This window comes from Bacillota bacterium, assembly GCA_018818595.1.
Lineage (GTDB): Bacteria > Bacillota_I > Bacilli_A > Izemoplasmatales > Hujiaoplasmataceae > JAHIRM01.
This window is the reverse complement of record JAHIRM010000005.1, coordinates 15,941-32,189: the sequence shown is the minus strand read 5'-3', so window position 1 is coordinate 32,189 and position 16,249 is coordinate 15,941. Positions and strand designations below refer to the sequence as shown.

The window sequence follows — 16,249 nt, the reverse complement described above, 5'->3', positions numbered from 1 at the left end:
CAAATGGAAGACAAAAAAAATAGACGCAAAGAGAGAATGAAAAATTTTTCTAATAAGTTTCACGCTTATATTGAAGAAACGTTTTCGAGTAAGAAAAAAACTTTTTTACTTATTGCTTTTCTTGTTTTTACTGTTTTGTTTGTCATTGACATCTTAATTATTTTAATTAACAATAGTTTCTATAACAATTTTTCTGATGATGTTATCCAATATTATAGTATTATGTGTGACTTTATTGCTCAAGTAAAAGATGGGACGATTTCATGGTTTAATCTAAATAATTATTTAGGAGCATCTATTTTCTCGGATGTATATTATGTTCCGTTAGATATTTTCACATTCATTACCTTTATTTTTAGCTATGTGATGCCTACTGAAATTGCCTATTCAACAACTGAATTGATAAAAATATTAGCAGGAGTTCTAATTTTCGCCTATTATTTTTCTTTACAAGGAATGAAAAATAGAACCATTTTTTGGATGAGTATGATTTATTTTATTAGCGGTGGAACAGTAAGTTTTATGGCGTTCCCTGTCTTTTTATCAATGGTTTTCTATTTACCATTAAGTTTGGTCGTCATTCACTTCTTTTTCCACAAAAAAAGATGGATTGTCCCGCTCTTTACTATGGCACTAATCTTTTATGATTTTTACCTCGGCTACACTGTTTTGGCTTTTATTAGTGTTATGTTCTTGGTTGAATATTTTAAAAGACCTAATTTTAGGCTGCTTAATTTTATCAAAGAAGGAATCTTGTTTTTAGGATTATTGTTGCTGGGAGTAGCGATGTCTTTGGTGATTTTATATCCTTCTGTTCTATACATTCTTCAAGACACTTATAGACCGGAAGGAACTTTTGATCCAGTTTTGTTTAATTTTGGCCCAATTGAAATTGAATTATTTCAGCCAGAGATTTATATACGTATGTTAGCCAAGATTTTTACTGAGCAAAAACCAATTGGATTTTATGGATTTACAGATGATTATAAAATAGAACACGTTTCATTGTATATTTCTATTATTGGGTTTGCTTATATGTCCTATATCTTTTTTATGAGAGGAAGAATTAGCAAAGTTTATAAAACCACGCTTGTCGTTGGATTAGTCTTTATGATTTTCCCTATTTTTTCTCGAATATTCTCAGGAACTCCCGATTTTCCTTACACTCGATGGATAAATATGTTCCCAATAGTTATGATTATGATTTTAGCGCATGTATTTGATGAATTTGGATTTGAAAAAGTAAAAATGAAATATTTTACGATTTCTCTTGCCTGCATGTTTATAGCCGACGCTTTATTAATTATCTATTACATCAAAAAACTTAGCTTAGACGTTACTTATATTTCAAGAGACGTATTAACGGCGGATACCATTTTAATGGGAGTAGCCGGAATTGTAATGATTTTAATTCTAATTTTTGGATGGATGAAAAAACATAAGTATATTAAATGGTTGTTTTGGATGGAGTTTGCAATAGGAATAGTGTATATCTATTCTGGACCTTTTTCCATTCCCAATAAAATTGATTCTTTTCAAACCATGAACTCTATTGATGAATATTTAAATGAAGTTTTAGATCAAGACGAATTTTATCGAGTTTATGTGGATCTTGAAAGGTTTGATGTTGAAAAGTTTAATTTTAATCGTATGACATCTTTTCCAACAAACACTGAAATATTTCATTCTTGGTCTGACAAAGAAACAAATCTTATAGGTTATCTTTTGTTTAACACTTGGGAATATCAAACAAAAGAGAAATTAGAAATTCAAGCAATTTATTTAAATCAATTCTTAGGATATAAATATATTCTAGTTAACTCGAACACTCCATACTACTTTGATAGCGAGTTCTATCAATTAAAATATGCAAATACGGAATATCAATTATATGAAATTCTTAATTCGAAACCATTTCAAGTTTATGAATCGTATGCTGTAAACAGTGAGTATACTGAAAAATATTACAATGATTTGCAGTCTCAAAAGATATTATTAGTAAGCGCTCTAATTGATGCAGAAACTTACGATACTGAGCTTTTAAATTTAAACAATTATGAATTGGATGGAAAGGTTGCACAACGAGCTATAACGGCATACAGCACAATAGACTCGGCTGAAGCAATCGTTACAGAAGGAATTGCGAGCGATATCGAAAGAATATTTTACCAATATGACAACGAAGAAATGGGAGTTAATTTTGACCAAGGAGCAATCTATATTAAAGTAAGTGGTTTAAATATTAATTCTTATGGTGAAGTATTTATGGAATTTGCTGATGGAGATAGAAAAGCTTGTGAGATACAACCAGACCAAGCTCATCAAGTTAAATGTGAATTTTGGGAAGAACCCGCTTACATCTATTTTGAAGCTACGGAAGATTTTAATTCTTCGAAAACGCTAATCTATCGTTCTGAACGAGCCATAGATGGAGCCGCTTATTTAGTATATGATTTTTCAGATGCATTAATATCAGATAGTGGATTATTGAATTATCAAATTAGAAATCGAAATAATAATTTACATAAAACTTTTCTAGCGTTTGATCGAGTGTTTGCGGTAGATGATTTTGGAAACGAAATAGAAAGTTATCCAGGATATTATTATTTTGAATCTGCACCAAATGTATTGTATGTTTTTAAGACAGGCGATATGTACTCACAACCAGATTTATTTAATTTATCTCTAGATTATTCTTTTGATGATTTAAGTGATTATAGAGATATGATAGCATCGTCATTGAGTGAAAACGAATCATTAACGATAGCTCATAGTAAAATTAATCTAAGTTATGACCGAATCAGCGTATCAACTTATGATCAACTTATCGTTATCCCAGTTGCTTATTCTGAAGAATGGGTTTTCACTTCCGAAACGAAGTACGAAACACTAAGCGCAAGCGGAGGATTCTTAGGGATTATTATTCCTGAAGGAGTAAACAGTATAGATATTCAATTAAAGTTTGTACCAAAAGGGCTAAAACTTGGTGCATTAGGTTCTCTTGCAGGAATTTTAATCTATGGAGCAATATTTATTCCTACTTGCTTAATTGAAAGAAACAAAAAGAAATCTAAAACGATTTTGGAGATGAATAAAGATGAAGCGAATAACGATTATAGTTCCCTCATATAATGAAGAGAAAAATGTTTTACCTTTCTATGAAGAAATTAACAAATATTTAGATTATTCAAAATATCAATTTGAAATTCTTTATATTAATGATGGTTCTAAAGATAACACCCTTTCTGAAATTAAAAAATTAAGAGCAAAAGATGAAAATATAAAATTCATCAGTTTTTCTAGAAACTTTGGAAAAGAGTCTGCAATGCACGCTGGATTAGAACATTCTAAATCAAGTGACGCAGTCATCATTATTGATTGTGATCTTCAACAACCTCCGGCTTTAATTCCAGAAATGCTTTCTTTTTATGAAGAAGGATACAAAATAGTTTATACAAAAGGAAAAACACGCAAAGGAGAGCCTAAATTAAGAACATTCTTTGCCAATTGGTTTTACCGAATCTATAATTCGCATACAGAAATGCCACTTGATAACGGAGCCAAGGATTTTCAATTATTAGATAAAGTGGTAGTGGAAGCATTTTTAAAGTTAAACGATAACTATCGTTTTGTCAAAGGAATATTTTCTTGGGTTGGGTATCCAAGAAAATGTTTAGAGTATGATTTTATTCCGAGAGTGAACGGATCAAGTAGTTGGAGTTTTAAATCATTATTTAAATATGCTTTTAATGGTATGAACCAATTTTCTACTATTTTAATCATTTTGCCTGTTTTTGTTTTATTTGCTAGCGTGATAGTATTGATTGGAGTTGCCTTGCTTTATGCTTTCTCTGTTTTTTCCACGTCAGAGTTTATTTTAGGATTATTAAGCGGGTTTATATTGCTTGTATTTGGGCTTGTTAGTTATGGTGTTTTCTATTTGTTATATCAAATGAGAAGACAATTATTAAACAGACCTATTTATTTGGTGGAAGAAACTTCGGAGGAATAAGAAATTGAGGAAATTGATTTTATTTATTAAAGAGAAATTTTTAACTAAAAAATTCTTAACATTTGGTATTATCGGTGTTATAAACACCGTAATTCATTTGTTAATTTATGGAGTATTTTATAATAAACTATCTGCAGGAGCGTTTTGGTCTTTTTCGGTTGCATTTGTATCGGCTTCAATTTTTTCCTATTTTGCAAATGCAATTTTTACTTTTAAGCCAAAAAACAAATCTACAATGCAATTTTCTGTGGTAATGCTAGTTTTTTTAATTAGATGGCTTCTTGGCAGTGGCTTAACTGTAGGCTTTGATTTAATTATCATTAATGTGTTTCATATTGATTATATTCTTTATCCACTTGCAACGTATATTGCACCATTTTTTGGATCTGCATTATTAATTCCGGTAGCGTATTTTACGTTAGATTATGTTTTTAAGAAGACGGATATAAAAAAAAATAAATAATACCAATCTTACCTTTTCAAATAACAAATAATCGGTTAAAATAGAATTAAGATTCATTGAAAGAAGGGATATTATGGAAAACTTTAGTTTAGCGGTAACTATTACTTACCTTTACGCCATTTTTTTACTGACATTAAGAGTAAAAATAAGCCATATTACCATACGCCCTTTTAAAATACTTTTTATTTTTCTTATAGGGTTAGACTTTACTTTATTTATTGTGAATCTTGGAGATTCTTTTACATTAATAACTCAAATTGTCATTTTATTACCAATTCCTTATTTGCTAGCAATGCTTTATTTTAATGAGCTTACTTTTCTTTTTAAAAAGTTAAAGTTAACGAAAGTTAAAAGCCAAAGATCATCTAAAATCAATAATGATTTAGCGGATAAATTGTTAGAAACAGTAGAGTTTCTTTCAAATCGCAAAATAGGCGCTTTAATTACGATTGAAAGAGGAATTAACTTATCTGCTTTTATTAGCAAAGCGTTAATGGTAAATGCTCCAGTCACAAGCGAATTGCTTGCATCCATTTTTATTCCAACAACACCTCTTCATGATGGAGCGGTTATAATAAGAGGAAATTCAATCTTATGTGCTAAAGCTTATTATCCTTCTACTGAAAGAACCGATCTTCCGTTGCATTTGGGAACAAGACATCGCGCAGCAATCGGAATAAGCGAACAAAGCGACGCGTTAACAATCGTGGTTTCTGAAGAAACGGGATACATAAGCGTTACTATAAATAGACAAATTGATTATAATGTTAGCAGGGAAACACTCAATCTCTATTTTGAAAAATATTTAAAAATATTGTAAAGTGCGCAAGCACTTTTCTTTTTTTCTCACATAGTAATTTTTTTGATAGTATGATATAATTTGATGAGAAAGATCTTGATTTGAGGTGATATTTTGGAACAATTCGATGTGCTTGTAATTGGTGGAGACATCACTTCTTTAATTGCGGCACTTTTTTTAGCGAGAAAAATGAGAAATGTGTCCATAATATTAGATGAGAAACAAGAACAAGACGGCTTTGAAATCACGAACATTACTGATCCGGAAAATAATAAGTATCACTTTAAATACCAAAGAGATAATATAATTACTTCTTTAGAATCTGGGTTGCTTTATAAATATTTAGAAGTTCTTGGATTGAATAATGATTTAAAAGGAATAAAATCCGAATATGAAATGATAATTGAATTGGACGATTCCGTTCGCAAGAGATTTCATTCTTTCGAACAATTTCGAGTCTATTTGGTAAGATATTATCCAAAGCAAAGGGATAATATCCATCGATTTTTTAAAGATTTAGAACGTCACTATTTGAATTTTGTTACTCAACAAGAAAGCATGCTTGTTAACACGGATTATACATTAACGTCTCTTATGATTGAATGGGGAGACTATAGCTTAAATGATTTATTAGAAAAATATTTTACGGATTTAGAATTAGTGAATGAGTTTATATTAAATAACCAAGTAAACGGATTAGAGCCTGAATCCATAAATAGTTATAATTTTTTTATGAATTATTTTTTAGGACTGAAACACGGGTTTTATTATTTAAATCAAAGTATTGATGAAATCAGAAAACTATTGATTTCTAAACTATTAATTATTAATCCTAATATTTTTCAAAAGCGAAAAATTAAACACTATATCTACGACGAATCTAAAAAAGTAACACATCTTATCGATTCAGAAAACAAAGAAGTTACCGCAAAATATTTTGTAATTAATCAAAATCCAAAACAGTTTTATCAAACCTATTTTTCTGACTTTACGGAAGAAATTGATACCATTAGTAAGTTCTATCCTAATCTAGACAGTACTCAAATGGTGAATACACTTTATATCGCTCTTAATCAAAAGCCACAAAACATTGGCATGATTGAAAAATCGTACTTTTTCAAAAATGACAGCCAATCAAAAGGAAAAATTATTCGTCTTTATAATTACAAATTATTTGGCAAAGATTCCTCTTCAGCGAAGTCTGGGACAATTTGTTTGGATTATACATACGATAACGAAAACCCCACTACACAAGACGAGTTACTTAAGCGTCTTTACAAAGTTTTTCCTAAAATGAAAAAAACGATTGTTGGTATTCGTGAAGGAAAACCAAGACAATATCTATCAATGTTAAGCGAAATGTCGGTTCGAAAAGGACTTTCCATTAATGAGCAAATAGCTATAGAGGCAGCTGAGCATATTCAAATTGTGGATAATCTATATGTTACCGGAAAATGGTTAAGACCTGAAGCTGGAATATTTGGCGTTATTCATTCAGGTATTGTTATGGGAGATAAAATAGAAGAAAGATTATATTATGGAGAAGATGATGATTCGTTCTATTATTTGACAAACGACGAAATTATGATGATGATTCGTCATAATTACGGAAAAATTTTATTAGGAAATTCGGAAATTCATGTTAATTTTCACGTAGGTAAAAGTAATTATTTTGTGCGAACAAAAGGCAAAAACATTACACTTCATCATGGAGTTTACAGCAACCCAGATTTGTCTATTTACACTACAAATGATAAATTATCAAATTTGTTATTAAAGAAAACAACATTTGAAGAAGTGCTTAAACAAGGTGGTCTAAAATATACTGGAAGCACAGAATTATTGTATCAAGCAATTCCTGCGTTTAACTTAGATGATTATGAAGAGTATGATAATTCGTATCAAGCACAAAACAAAATCAAGTATTTAGGTGTAAAATTTTTATTTGCTCATTTACTTGTTTTTTCGATAGTCGCTTTTCTAAGTAATTATCTAAATATGATTTGGTTAATTCCTTTTGCTTTTGGATTATCTATTTTAATTACTTTATTAAAATTTCGCATTTTTCACAAAATTTCGTGGTTTGAATATTTAATGAATTTTATATATTTAACAACATTGTTTATGGCAATATTCTGGCCAGCATTTAATCAATTGAAAAGCGACGATCCTTTTCTTGGGATTATTGGATTTGTTTTTTTAATTTCTGGAATGATAAGTAAACCAATCGTCTATGACTTCCATCAATTTGATTATCGTAAAGATTATGCTAACACGGTTCTATTTAAAGTAATCAATAATGGGTTAACTTTGGTTTGGGCCCTAATCTTTCTAGGAATTTTAGGCGGAACTTATGTAACCGGAGAAAGATATGTATCAGTTTTATATAATCTTGTTTTTCTAGGCATTTTTTTAACATATTATTATCCAATTATGTATATAAAGACGAACATAAAAAAATAACTTTAGTGAGAAAGGGCTGAATTTATGAACGACAACTTAATTTATTGCTCTTTAGGACTTCTTGTTTTGCTGATGACACTCAGTTCAATAATTTATCATAAATTTCGATTGTGGAAATTAATTCTAATATTTCTATTTTTTGCTGTATTTGCAATTTTGACCTTTTCACCTAGTTGGATTTCTTTTATATCAATGGAATTGGCCGAATTATATTTTTCCTACCTATTGTATGCAGCTGTTATTCTCTTGGGGATTACCTTTAAAAATAAAATTAAAATTACTCAAAACTTAACAGATTATGATTTCTTTGAACTTGAAAAAGAATTAGAAGAAACAAAATCGTCTTCCGAGTTGCTTCGATTAAGATTTATTTCAACCATTGGATTATTAGGAGAAGCGTTGTTGTTTTATGACGATGATTTAAGCGGAGTATTTGTTACTGATCAATTCTTACAAATCGCAAATACGAGCAAAAACAAATTTTCGATGGAAGAATATGTTAACCAAATTTATGAAGATGATCAAGTCTCATATCTAGCAGCTATTAAAAAGGCAAATAAAAAGAATCCATCTTATGATATGAAATATCGGATTAAACGAAACGGTATTTTTGTTTGGATAGAAGAAAAAGGAAAAGTATTTGAATTCGAAAAAAAAATTCAAATTATTTCCGCAGTAAAAGGCGTCGACATAAAACTTTTTCCTGAGACATCGATTCATGAAATTGATTCTTTGCCAACCGAACAACACATGTTTCAGTATTTAAATCAAATTAGCAAAGAAACAGAACCTTTTTATTTAGTTATGATTCAACTTACAAATATTCCGGATCTTAACCAACGATTTGGTAGAGAAGTTGGAAATTTGATGATTGCGGAATATATAAAAAAAATGCGATTCCATTTCGCGAAAGATGTCAATAGCATTTTTAGAGTGACAGGAATTCAATTTGCATTAATCATTAAAGAACAAAGAAAATATGATATCTTATTCCGAGCGCTCCAAAGCGGAGGAGATTTAGTGAATTTAGCTCTAAACATTGGTGGAATTCAACAAATAGTTTATCCGAACTTAGGTATTATTAAGCATGAACCTTGGTCCAATTACTCAATGAATGAATTTATAGGATTATCTAATAAAGCTTTGAACGAAGCCATTCGAAATCAAAAGAAAAATTATGCTATATTCGGTGAGTAATTTTGGAATCAAAAGAAGAATTAAGAAAAAAATATAAATCAAAAAGAAACCAACTTTCATTTGAAAAAAGAAAGCGATTGTCAGAAATTATTATTCATAAAATAAAATCAACTGATGTTTATATCAACGCAAAGACTATCGCATTATTTTATCCCATTCAAACTGAAGTAGATTTATTGGATCTTTTAGAGGATGGTTCAAAGAGATTTTGCTTTCCTAGAGTAACGGATCAATTACATTCAATAATGGAATTTATACCAAATTCTAAAAACTTTAAAAAGGGCCCCTTTGATTTGTTTGAACCAATAGGGAACCCTATAAATGCAACTGATATCGACCTAATTTTAATTCCAGGGCTTGTGTTCTCAAGGGGTGGATATCGAATTGGATATGGAAAAGGATATTATGATTTGTATTTAAAAGCTTTTAAAGGAAATACAATGGGAATTGGGTTTCAAATTCAACTTGCGAGTGAAATTGAACATAATTATCAGGATGTTAGATTAAGCATGATTCTAACAGATCGGGAGGTATTATGTATTCTGCAGTGATTGTTGGAGCAGGCTCTGGTATGCGTACCGGACTTGAGTATAATAAAATGTTTTATTTGCTGAAAGGTAAATCAATGATTTGCTACAGCGTCGAGGTTTTTCTTAAAGATATTGATTGTGAACAAATAATTGTTGTCACTAATAAAATTGATTATGAAAAAATTAAAAATCTTTTTTTAGATTTAAATGTTAAAATAGTAATTGGCGGAGAAACCAGACAAGAAAGTGTATATTTGGGATTAAGCAAAGTTAAAACAAAATATGTTTTTATTCATGATGGAGCTCGACCAAACATAAAAATAGAACAAATCGACCAGTTGAAAGAAGCTTTAAAGAAAAAGAATGCTTTGACGCTTGGAATACGGGTAAAAGATACATTAAAACAAACAACCAACCTTAGAATTGTTGGAGATGTTGATAGAAACTCTGTTTACACTCTGCAAACACCGCAAGTATTTATTACTCAAGAAATTATAAAAGCTCATGAACTTGCAAATCAATCTAAACATACATACTCAGATGATACATCCGTCTATAGAAGCGAATTACATAAAGATGTTTTTATTGTGCCTGGAAGAGAAGATAATTTAAAGGGCACAACTTTAATAGATTTAATAATTTTGGAGGCGCTATTATGCTAAGAATTGGTTTTTCAAAAGATATTCATCCTTTGATTGAAGGAAAGACATTTATTTTAGGCGGTATCAAAATCGACCATCACAATGGCCCGGTTGGACATTCTGATGCAGATTGTTTGCTACACGCAATTGCAGAATCAATTCTTGGGGCAGTTGCGCTTGGAGATTTAGGAAAGTTTTTTCCAGAAACAGAACCAAAGTATAAAGATTATGACTCTGGGTTAATTTTAAAAGAAGTGTATGAATTTGTAAGAAAAAAGGGATATGAAATATCAAATCTCGATTGCATGGTTTCTTTAGAGAAACCAAGACTAAGGCCTTATGTCGATGAAATGAGACAGCATATTGCTGATATTCTTGATGTTGAAATTGGGAAAGTATCAATTAAAGCAACAACATTTGAAGGATTAGGAATTGTCGGAAAAGAACAAGCAATTATTTGTGAAGCAATAGTGTTACTACAAAACGATTTATTTATAATGCTATAAAGAGGGCTACCATGGCCCGCTTTATTTCTAAAGGGAATTCGATGCATAAAATGCTTGAATTTCATCTTTTTGTGTTACAATATTATGTGCTAGGAGATGAGTAATATGGTAGATTCAATTCATGGAGAATTTGAGATTATTAAAAACTATCGCGAAGCGTTTGTTTTAGATGATTTTAACAAACGATATACAGATGTTTTTGATATTTATCCTTATATTGTTGGCGATTATTCTGCAGGAATGTTAAGGTTAAAAGGTTTTTCAAAAAACGGTAAAACAAACAATTATAAAATGATTCCAGATTATTTAATGGAATCTTGTCCGCTAAATTGTTCCTATTTTATTCTAAAAAATCCCAATCACAATCCTAACAAAAAAAGAGAAGAATAACAGGAGTGTAATGATGGTTTACGAAGATATTTTGCATGAAATAAAAGAAGTTATTAATATGATTAGACCCTATATAAAACGAGATGGCGGAGACATTGAATTTATTAAATTTGAAGACGGCATTGTTTTTGTAAAAATGTCTGGAGCTTGTGTTGGTTGTGGCGGGTTTGAAGGAACATTGCGAGAATTAGTTGAAGATACATTACTTGAAAGAGTACCGGGAGTTATAGGAGTAGAACACGTTTGGTAGGAGATCTATTATGAGCATGAAACCAGAAGAATTAAAAAAAATATGTATTAATTTACTTCATGATAGAGGTGTGGAGATTTCTGATATTACGGATATTGTCTTTGATTTACAAAAGAAATATATTTCTGATTTATCTTTTGAAGTATGTGAAGATGCAGTATTAAGAGTGTTGAGCAAAAGAGAAGTTCATTATGCTGTTTTAACCGGAATCGAACTTGATATGCTTGCGGAAAAGCAAATGTTATCTGAGCCGCTTCAAAGTTTGATTGATTCAGATAATCCTTTGTATGGGATTGATGAAATCTTGGTTTTGTCTATTTGTAATGTATATGGATCCATTGGACTTACAAATTTTGGATATGTTGACAAGGTAAAACCCGGAATTATTGGAAAATTGGATCAAGAAGGAAAATTATCTAATAAATGTCATACATTTTTAGATGATATCATTGGCGCAATAGCCGCAGCGGCAGCTAGTTCTGTTGCTCACAACTCAGAAAAGTAAACTCAAAATTTAAACCTTATTTATGACTCGGGAATCATTTCCGGGTCATTTTCTTTCTTATTAAGTGCAAAATAGACGATTTTATGTTATAATACATACAGTAATCTTTGTGAGGTGTTAGTTATGAAAACAGGAGACATCGTCAAAGGTCGGATTACGGGAATCAAACCATATGGGGCTTTTGTTAAAATTGAAAATGAAATTGATGGCTTAGTTCATATCTCTGAAATGAGCGATGGGTTTGTTAGAAGTATTGAAGACTTTGTAAGCGTTGGTGACGAAGTAAACTTAGAAGTATTAAGTGTAAGTGAAGACAATAAACTTAGTTTAAGTTATAAAAAAGTTAACAACAAAGGACGAAAGAAATACGTGGAAGTAGAATTGCAAATGGGATTTAAGCCATTTGAAACTATGTTACCAGAGTGGATTGAAAAATACCACAAAAGCGGCAAATAATTTATGCCGCTTTTTCTTTTGCTTCAGAATAAAACATAATTACACACTTTTTCTAAACAAGATATTATGGTATAATAATCTTTAGTTTTATGTATGGAGGATATTTCATGGAAAAATATATTAACGTTGATATCAATCAAGCATTACCTTTTATTTCTGAGGGTGCTTTAAAATCAATACAAAAAGAAATTAATTTAGCAAGAAAAGAATTAAATAATCAAACCGGGAAAGGAAATGAATTTCTTGGATGGGTTAATTTACCAGATCAATATGATAAAGAAGAATTTAAAAGAATTTTAATAGCTGCAAAAAAAATCAGAAAGCAATCTCATATTTTAGTTGTTATTGGAATAGGAGGGTCTTATCTTGGTGCAAAAGCGGCCATTGAAATGTTAACGCCATATTTTGAAAAAAAACAAAAAATGGAAATCGTGTTTGCAGGGCAAAATATGTCTTCAACGTATTTAAGTCAACTTCTAAATTATGTTTCAGGAAAAGATTTTTCTATCAATGTCATTTCAAAATCGGGTACAACAACCGAACCCGCAATTGCCTTTCGCTTGTTTAAAAAGGCGCTTGAAAATAAATATGGAATTCAAGAAGCAAAAGAAAGAATTTATGTGACAACAGACGCAACCAGAGGAGCATTAAAAACGCTTGCGACTCAAAAAGGTTATGAAACATTTACCGTTCCAAATGATGTTGGTGGTAGATTCAGCGTATTAACTCCCGTTGGGTTGCTTCCTATCGCAACGGCAGGAATAAACATTAAGGAAGTTATGAAAGGCGCTTACGAGGCGAAAAAAGCCTATAAAAAGTATGATATTTATAGCAATGATGTACATTTATATGTAGCAATTCGAAATTTGCTATATCGAAATGATAAATCGATTGAAATGCTTATAAATTATGAACCTAGTTTAATTAGTTTTTCTGAATGGTGGAAACAATTATTTAGTGAATCAGAAGGAAAAGATTATCAAGGACTATTTGTAACAAGCGCTTCTTTTTCTACGGATTTACATTCTTTGGGTCAATACATCCAAGATGGAAGAAGAATTTTGTTTGAAACAGTAATCAATATCGAACATCCACAGATTAACATATCGATTGAAGAAGAAGGACAAGATCTAGATGGACTGAATTTTTTAGTTGATAAAACAATTGACGAAGTAAATAAAAAAGCGTTTCAAGGCACTCTTCTTGCCCATGTGGAAGGAAAGTCGCCTAATATTGTTATCAATGTTCCAGAAATTAACGCTTTTAGTTTTGGGTACTTAGTATACTTTTTTGAATTAGCTTGTGGGGTCAGCGGATATGTTTTAGGAGTAAACCCTTTTAATCAACCAGGAGTTGAAACCTATAAAAAAAATATGTTTGCTTTATTAGGCAAACCAGGATATGAGACATTAAGGAAAGAATTAGAAAAAAAATTACTATAAATAAAACGGATGAAATTTTCATCCGTTTTTTAATAGTTCTAATTAAATTTTTTCTTGATATCTTTTTTATTAAAAGCAATAAATTGTCTGGTTTCAACTTTTTTTACACTTAATTCATTTACATCTTCTAACACTTCGCCATCAGCTTGGAAATAGCGTTTCTCGCTTGTTTTAACAGAGATTTCTTTTCCTTCAAGCACGGTAATTCTTTTTTTAATATAGATATGAAGCCCTGGATAAATGGTTAAAAATAATAAGAAGATTAATGCGTTTGTTAAAGAGTGAGCAACACAAATTTGGAAGGTATCATTGGTTGGATTTGCTTGAGGAGCCACTTTCATTCCTCCACCATAATATTTTCCGTTTTGGATTGAGACTAAATAGGCTTTTGTAAAGGAATGCTTTGTCCCATCTACGGTAACATCCATTTCGATTCTTTTGTATTTTACAACAGCTTTAAATACATTAATAAAATAAGACAATTTGTTTTTTTTCTTATCATTATTAACATAATAACAGACCGAAGCATCAACTCCAACTCCGCAACCGTTTATGAATTTAGTTGTAGAAACATTGGTTTTAGCTTCACCTATAGTTATGGGCCCTTCTTTAATTTGTTTTAAACTTCGTAAGAAGTCATTTCCTGATCCACTTTTTGATAGATAAATATTTTGAGAAACTTTAGAAACATCTACATTATTGATAAGATAATTAATTGAACCATCTCCACCTAAATACAAGATATCAGTTATTGTTTTATTGTTATCTAGGTAGGTATTTAGATTTTCAATTTTTAGTGTGGAACGAAGGCTGAATGGTATGTGATTTTTTTTAAAAAACTTCACCCATTTATTTGTTGTTTTTTTTGATTTGCGATTGTTTGATAATGGATTGTGGATAATCAAAAACATATGCATCATTTTATAACACCATTAAAAAATTCGTATAGATGTTATACTCCTTAGAAATCATTATACCATAAAGCGAAACAAAATCGAGATGTTCTAAAAAAAAGTCGACGCATCAAGCGAAAATATACATTTGGTTCTAGATTTTTTAGAGGATTTTTTTGAATATATGTTATAATTTGAGGTAGATATGTTATTAGGTGATTGATATGGATTTCAAGTTAAGAATAAATTCTCTATTAGAAATGGATGAATTTGCACACAAAATAAGTTTCTATATCTCAAAAGGTTTTATCATAGGATTAAAGGGAGATTTAGGAAGTGGAAAAACAACGTTTACAAAATATTTAGCTTTCTATTTAGGTGTTCACGAAACGGTGAATTCACCTACTTTTACCATACTAAAAATTTATCAGGGCAAGTTACCTGTTTACCATATCGACGCTTATCGGTTAGAAAACTCGTCTTATGATTATGAACTTGATGAATTTATATATGATGATGGAGTCGCAATTATTGAATGGTATCCGTATATCGAACAAATGCTACCTAAAGATTTCCTTGCAATTAATATAGAATTTGTTGATGAATTTATACGAGATATTACTGTTAAAGGAAGTGGAAAATATGCGAAAATTGTCCAAGAAATTAGTTATTGATACCGCTACAAATTATGTGTATTTGAGTTTGCTTATTAACAACATTGAAGTGGATTATAAATATCAAGAAGGAATTAATAATCATTCGGTTACCATCATTCCTTTGTTAAATGAAGTACTTCAAAGGGCCAACTTAACATTAAGAGATTTAGATGAAATCATCGTTGGCATAGGGCCTGGAAGTTATACGGGAGTTCGTATCGGAGTCTCAGTTGCAAAAATGATAGGGTATCTTAACCGTATTCCATTATTTACCGTTTCATCTTTAGCTTTAATGGCGTCTAGTTCTGATGAAAAATATGTTTTACCTTTTATCGATGCAAGAAGAGAAAATGCTTTTATGGGACTTTACAAGCAAACAAGCGAAGGAATAATTTGCATAAAGAATGAGGCTTTAGAAAATGTTGAATCCTACACAAACGGAATTGAAGAGCCTTTTGAAATTATAAAAGAAGGCAAACCTCAAATTGAAAAAATAATAAAAAGTAATTTATTGAATTTAGTTGAAGACGTTCACAGCTTAGTGCCAAATTATATGCAAATTACAGAAGCGGAACGAAATATGAGGTTACAATGAACTCGGTTATTCGCTATATGAAGGTCGAAGATGTAGACCAAATTGTTCTTGCTGATCGATTGGTGCTAGGGCACACACTTGGAAAAGAAACGATGATAAATGAGTTAGAAATTAATCCTTTTGCTCATTATTTTTTGATGGAAGATCAAGAATCAAAAGAACTTCTAGGTCATTTAAGTATTTGGATTGATTCCCCAATGGCTCAGATTTTAAATTTATATGTATTACCTAAATACCAAGAACACGGATTTGGGAAAAAGTTTATTGAATTTGCGATTGACTATATGAAATCCTTTAATGTAAAAGAATTAACTTTAGAAGTAAGGCCTTCAAATGAAAGAGCAATTATTCTTTATAAAAATTATGGTTTTACTCAAGTTGCCATAAGAAGAAATTACTACGACAATGGAGAAGATGCTTTTTTAATGTTAAAAAGAATGTGATGTGAAGA

18 protein-coding genes are annotated in these 16,249 nt (G+C 30.4%); 17 read left to right on the top strand and 1 reads right to left on the bottom strand.

All coding sequences use genetic code 11. From position 1 onward, the window contains the following. The first annotated feature begins 3 nt into the window (after positions 1–3). From KJ971_01100 to KJ971_01035, 14 genes are all read left to right on the top strand, one after another. On the top strand, positions 4–3,132 hold the full coding sequence (locus tag KJ971_01100) for a YfhO family protein (protein ID MBU1144439.1): 3,129 nt from the start codon (positions 4–6) through the stop codon (positions 3,130–3,132). Beyond that, on the top strand, positions 3,098–4,012 hold the full coding sequence (locus KJ971_01095) for a glycosyltransferase family 2 protein (protein ID MBU1144438.1): 915 nt from the start codon (positions 3,098–3,100) through the stop codon (positions 4,010–4,012). Before KJ971_01100 ends, KJ971_01095 begins: the two co-directional genes overlap by 35 nt. 4 nt (positions 4,013–4,016) lie before the next feature. Then, positions 4,017–4,475 (top strand): GtrA family protein, encoded by a 459-nt coding sequence (locus tag KJ971_01090; protein ID MBU1144437.1) that lies wholly within the window; start codon positions 4,017–4,019, stop codon positions 4,473–4,475. A 73-nt stretch (positions 4,476–4,548) separates the two neighbouring features. Further along, positions 4,549–5,295, top strand: a complete 747-nt coding sequence (locus tag KJ971_01085) for a DNA integrity scanning protein DisA nucleotide-binding domain protein (protein ID MBU1144436.1) — start codon at positions 4,549–4,551, stop codon at positions 5,293–5,295. A 93-nt stretch (positions 5,296–5,388) separates the two neighbouring features. Beyond that, positions 5,389–7,737 carry a hypothetical protein gene (locus KJ971_01080; GenBank protein MBU1144435.1) on the top strand — a complete coding sequence of 783 codons (2,349 nt, stop codon included), beginning with the start codon at positions 5,389–5,391 and terminating at the stop codon, positions 7,735–7,737. Between the two features lie 24 nt (positions 7,738–7,761). Beyond that, the gene (locus KJ971_01075) at positions 7,762–8,934 is read left to right on the top strand and encodes a diguanylate cyclase (protein ID MBU1144434.1); all 1,173 of its coding nucleotides are present in this window, start codon (positions 7,762–7,764) and stop codon (positions 8,932–8,934) included. Positions 8,935–8,936: 2 nt separating this feature from the next. Next, positions 8,937–9,485 (top strand): 5-formyltetrahydrofolate cyclo-ligase, encoded by a 549-nt coding sequence (locus tag KJ971_01070; protein ID MBU1144433.1) that lies wholly within the window; start codon positions 8,937–8,939, stop codon positions 9,483–9,485. Then, entirely contained in the window at positions 9,470–10,126 is a 657-nt protein-coding gene (gene ispD, locus KJ971_01065; GenBank protein ID MBU1144432.1) for a 2-C-methyl-D-erythritol 4-phosphate cytidylyltransferase, read from the top strand. Before KJ971_01070 ends, ispD begins: the two co-directional genes overlap by 16 nt. After that, entirely contained in the window at positions 10,120–10,611 is a 492-nt protein-coding gene (gene ispF / locus KJ971_01060; protein ID MBU1144431.1) for a 2-C-methyl-D-erythritol 2,4-cyclodiphosphate synthase, read from the top strand. The genes ispD and ispF overlap by 7 nt, the downstream gene beginning before the upstream one ends. 105 nt (positions 10,612–10,716) lie before the next feature. Next, positions 10,717–11,001 carry a YutD family protein gene (locus KJ971_01055; protein MBU1144430.1) on the top strand — a complete coding sequence of 95 codons (285 nt, stop codon included), beginning with the start codon at positions 10,717–10,719 and terminating at the stop codon, positions 10,999–11,001. Between the two features lie 13 nt (positions 11,002–11,014). Continuing rightward, a complete protein-coding gene (locus KJ971_01050; GenBank protein ID MBU1144429.1) occupies positions 11,015–11,251 on the top strand; it encodes a NifU family protein in 237 nt (78 codons plus the stop codon). 10 nt (positions 11,252–11,261) lie between these two features. Beyond that, positions 11,262–11,756 carry a phosphatidylglycerophosphatase A gene (locus KJ971_01045; GenBank protein MBU1144428.1) on the top strand — a complete coding sequence of 165 codons (495 nt, stop codon included), beginning with the start codon at positions 11,262–11,264 and terminating at the stop codon, positions 11,754–11,756. 123 nt (positions 11,757–11,879) lie between these two features. Then, a complete protein-coding gene (locus KJ971_01040; GenBank protein ID MBU1144427.1) occupies positions 11,880–12,212 on the top strand; it encodes a S1 RNA-binding domain-containing protein in 333 nt (110 codons plus the stop codon). A 107-nt stretch (positions 12,213–12,319) separates the two neighbouring features. Next, positions 12,320–13,654 carry a glucose-6-phosphate isomerase gene (locus KJ971_01035; GenBank protein ID MBU1144426.1) on the top strand — a complete coding sequence of 445 codons (1,335 nt, stop codon included), beginning with the start codon at positions 12,320–12,322 and terminating at the stop codon, positions 13,652–13,654. 38 nt (positions 13,655–13,692) lie between these two features. Here the strand turns inward: KJ971_01035 and KJ971_01030 are convergent, their stop codons facing one another. After that, positions 13,693–14,574, bottom strand: a complete 882-nt coding sequence (locus tag KJ971_01030; GenBank protein MBU1144425.1) for a hypothetical protein — start codon at positions 14,572–14,574, stop codon at positions 13,693–13,695. A 197-nt stretch (positions 14,575–14,771) separates the two neighbouring features. On the opposite strand from KJ971_01030, the gene tsaE reads away from it, so the two are divergent. From tsaE to rimI, 3 genes are read left to right on the top strand one after another with little or no spacing between them, the layout of a single operon-like run. Then, positions 14,772–15,221 carry a tRNA (adenosine(37)-N6)-threonylcarbamoyltransferase complex ATPase subunit type 1 TsaE gene (tsaE, locus tag KJ971_01025; protein MBU1144424.1) on the top strand — a complete coding sequence of 150 codons (450 nt, stop codon included), beginning with the start codon at positions 14,772–14,774 and terminating at the stop codon, positions 15,219–15,221. Beyond that, positions 15,190–15,798: a tRNA (adenosine(37)-N6)-threonylcarbamoyltransferase complex dimerization subunit type 1 TsaB gene (gene tsaB, locus KJ971_01020; GenBank protein MBU1144423.1), complete on the top strand. Its 609-nt coding sequence runs from the start codon at positions 15,190–15,192 to the stop codon at positions 15,796–15,798. Before tsaE ends, tsaB begins: the two co-directional genes overlap by 32 nt. Continuing rightward, the gene (rimI, locus tag KJ971_01015) at positions 15,795–16,241 is read left to right on the top strand and encodes a ribosomal protein S18-alanine N-acetyltransferase (protein MBU1144422.1); all 447 of its coding nucleotides are present in this window, start codon (positions 15,795–15,797) and stop codon (positions 16,239–16,241) included. Before tsaB ends, rimI begins: the two co-directional genes overlap by 4 nt. Positions 16,242–16,249 lie beyond the last annotated feature (8 nt).

Bases quoted from the DNA above. Each gene is read 5' to 3' on its own strand.
- KJ971_01100 (MBU1144439.1), top strand. From the start codon at position 4: ATGGAAGACAAAAAAAATAGACGCAAAGAGAGAATGAAAAATTTTTCT.
- KJ971_01095 (MBU1144438.1), top strand. From the start codon at position 3,098: ATGAAGCGAATAACGATTATAGTTCCCTCATATAATGAAGAGAAAAAT.
- KJ971_01085 (MBU1144436.1), top strand. From the start codon at position 4,549: ATGGAAAACTTTAGTTTAGCGGTAACTATTACTTACCTTTACGCCATT.
- KJ971_01075 (MBU1144434.1), top strand. From the start codon at position 7,762: ATGAACGACAACTTAATTTATTGCTCTTTAGGACTTCTTGTTTTGCTG.
- ispD (MBU1144432.1), top strand. From the start codon at position 9,470: ATGTATTCTGCAGTGATTGTTGGAGCAGGCTCTGGTATGCGTACCGGA.
- ispF (MBU1144431.1), top strand. From the start codon at position 10,120: ATGCTAAGAATTGGTTTTTCAAAAGATATTCATCCTTTGATTGAAGGA.
- KJ971_01055 (MBU1144430.1), top strand. From the start codon at position 10,717: ATGGTAGATTCAATTCATGGAGAATTTGAGATTATTAAAAACTATCGC.
- KJ971_01050 (MBU1144429.1), top strand. From the start codon at position 11,015: ATGGTTTACGAAGATATTTTGCATGAAATAAAAGAAGTTATTAATATG.
- KJ971_01045 (MBU1144428.1), top strand. From the start codon at position 11,262: ATGAGCATGAAACCAGAAGAATTAAAAAAAATATGTATTAATTTACTT.
- KJ971_01040 (MBU1144427.1), top strand. From the start codon at position 11,880: ATGAAAACAGGAGACATCGTCAAAGGTCGGATTACGGGAATCAAACCA.
- KJ971_01035 (MBU1144426.1), top strand. From the start codon at position 12,320: ATGGAAAAATATATTAACGTTGATATCAATCAAGCATTACCTTTTATT.
- KJ971_01030 (MBU1144425.1), bottom strand. From the start codon at position 14,574: ATGATGCATATGTTTTTGATTATCCACAATCCATTATCAAACAATCGC.
- tsaE (MBU1144424.1), top strand. From the start codon at position 14,772: ATGGATTTCAAGTTAAGAATAAATTCTCTATTAGAAATGGATGAATTT.
- tsaB (MBU1144423.1), top strand. From the start codon at position 15,190: ATGCGAAAATTGTCCAAGAAATTAGTTATTGATACCGCTACAAATTAT.
- rimI (MBU1144422.1), top strand. From the start codon at position 15,795: ATGAACTCGGTTATTCGCTATATGAAGGTCGAAGATGTAGACCAAATT.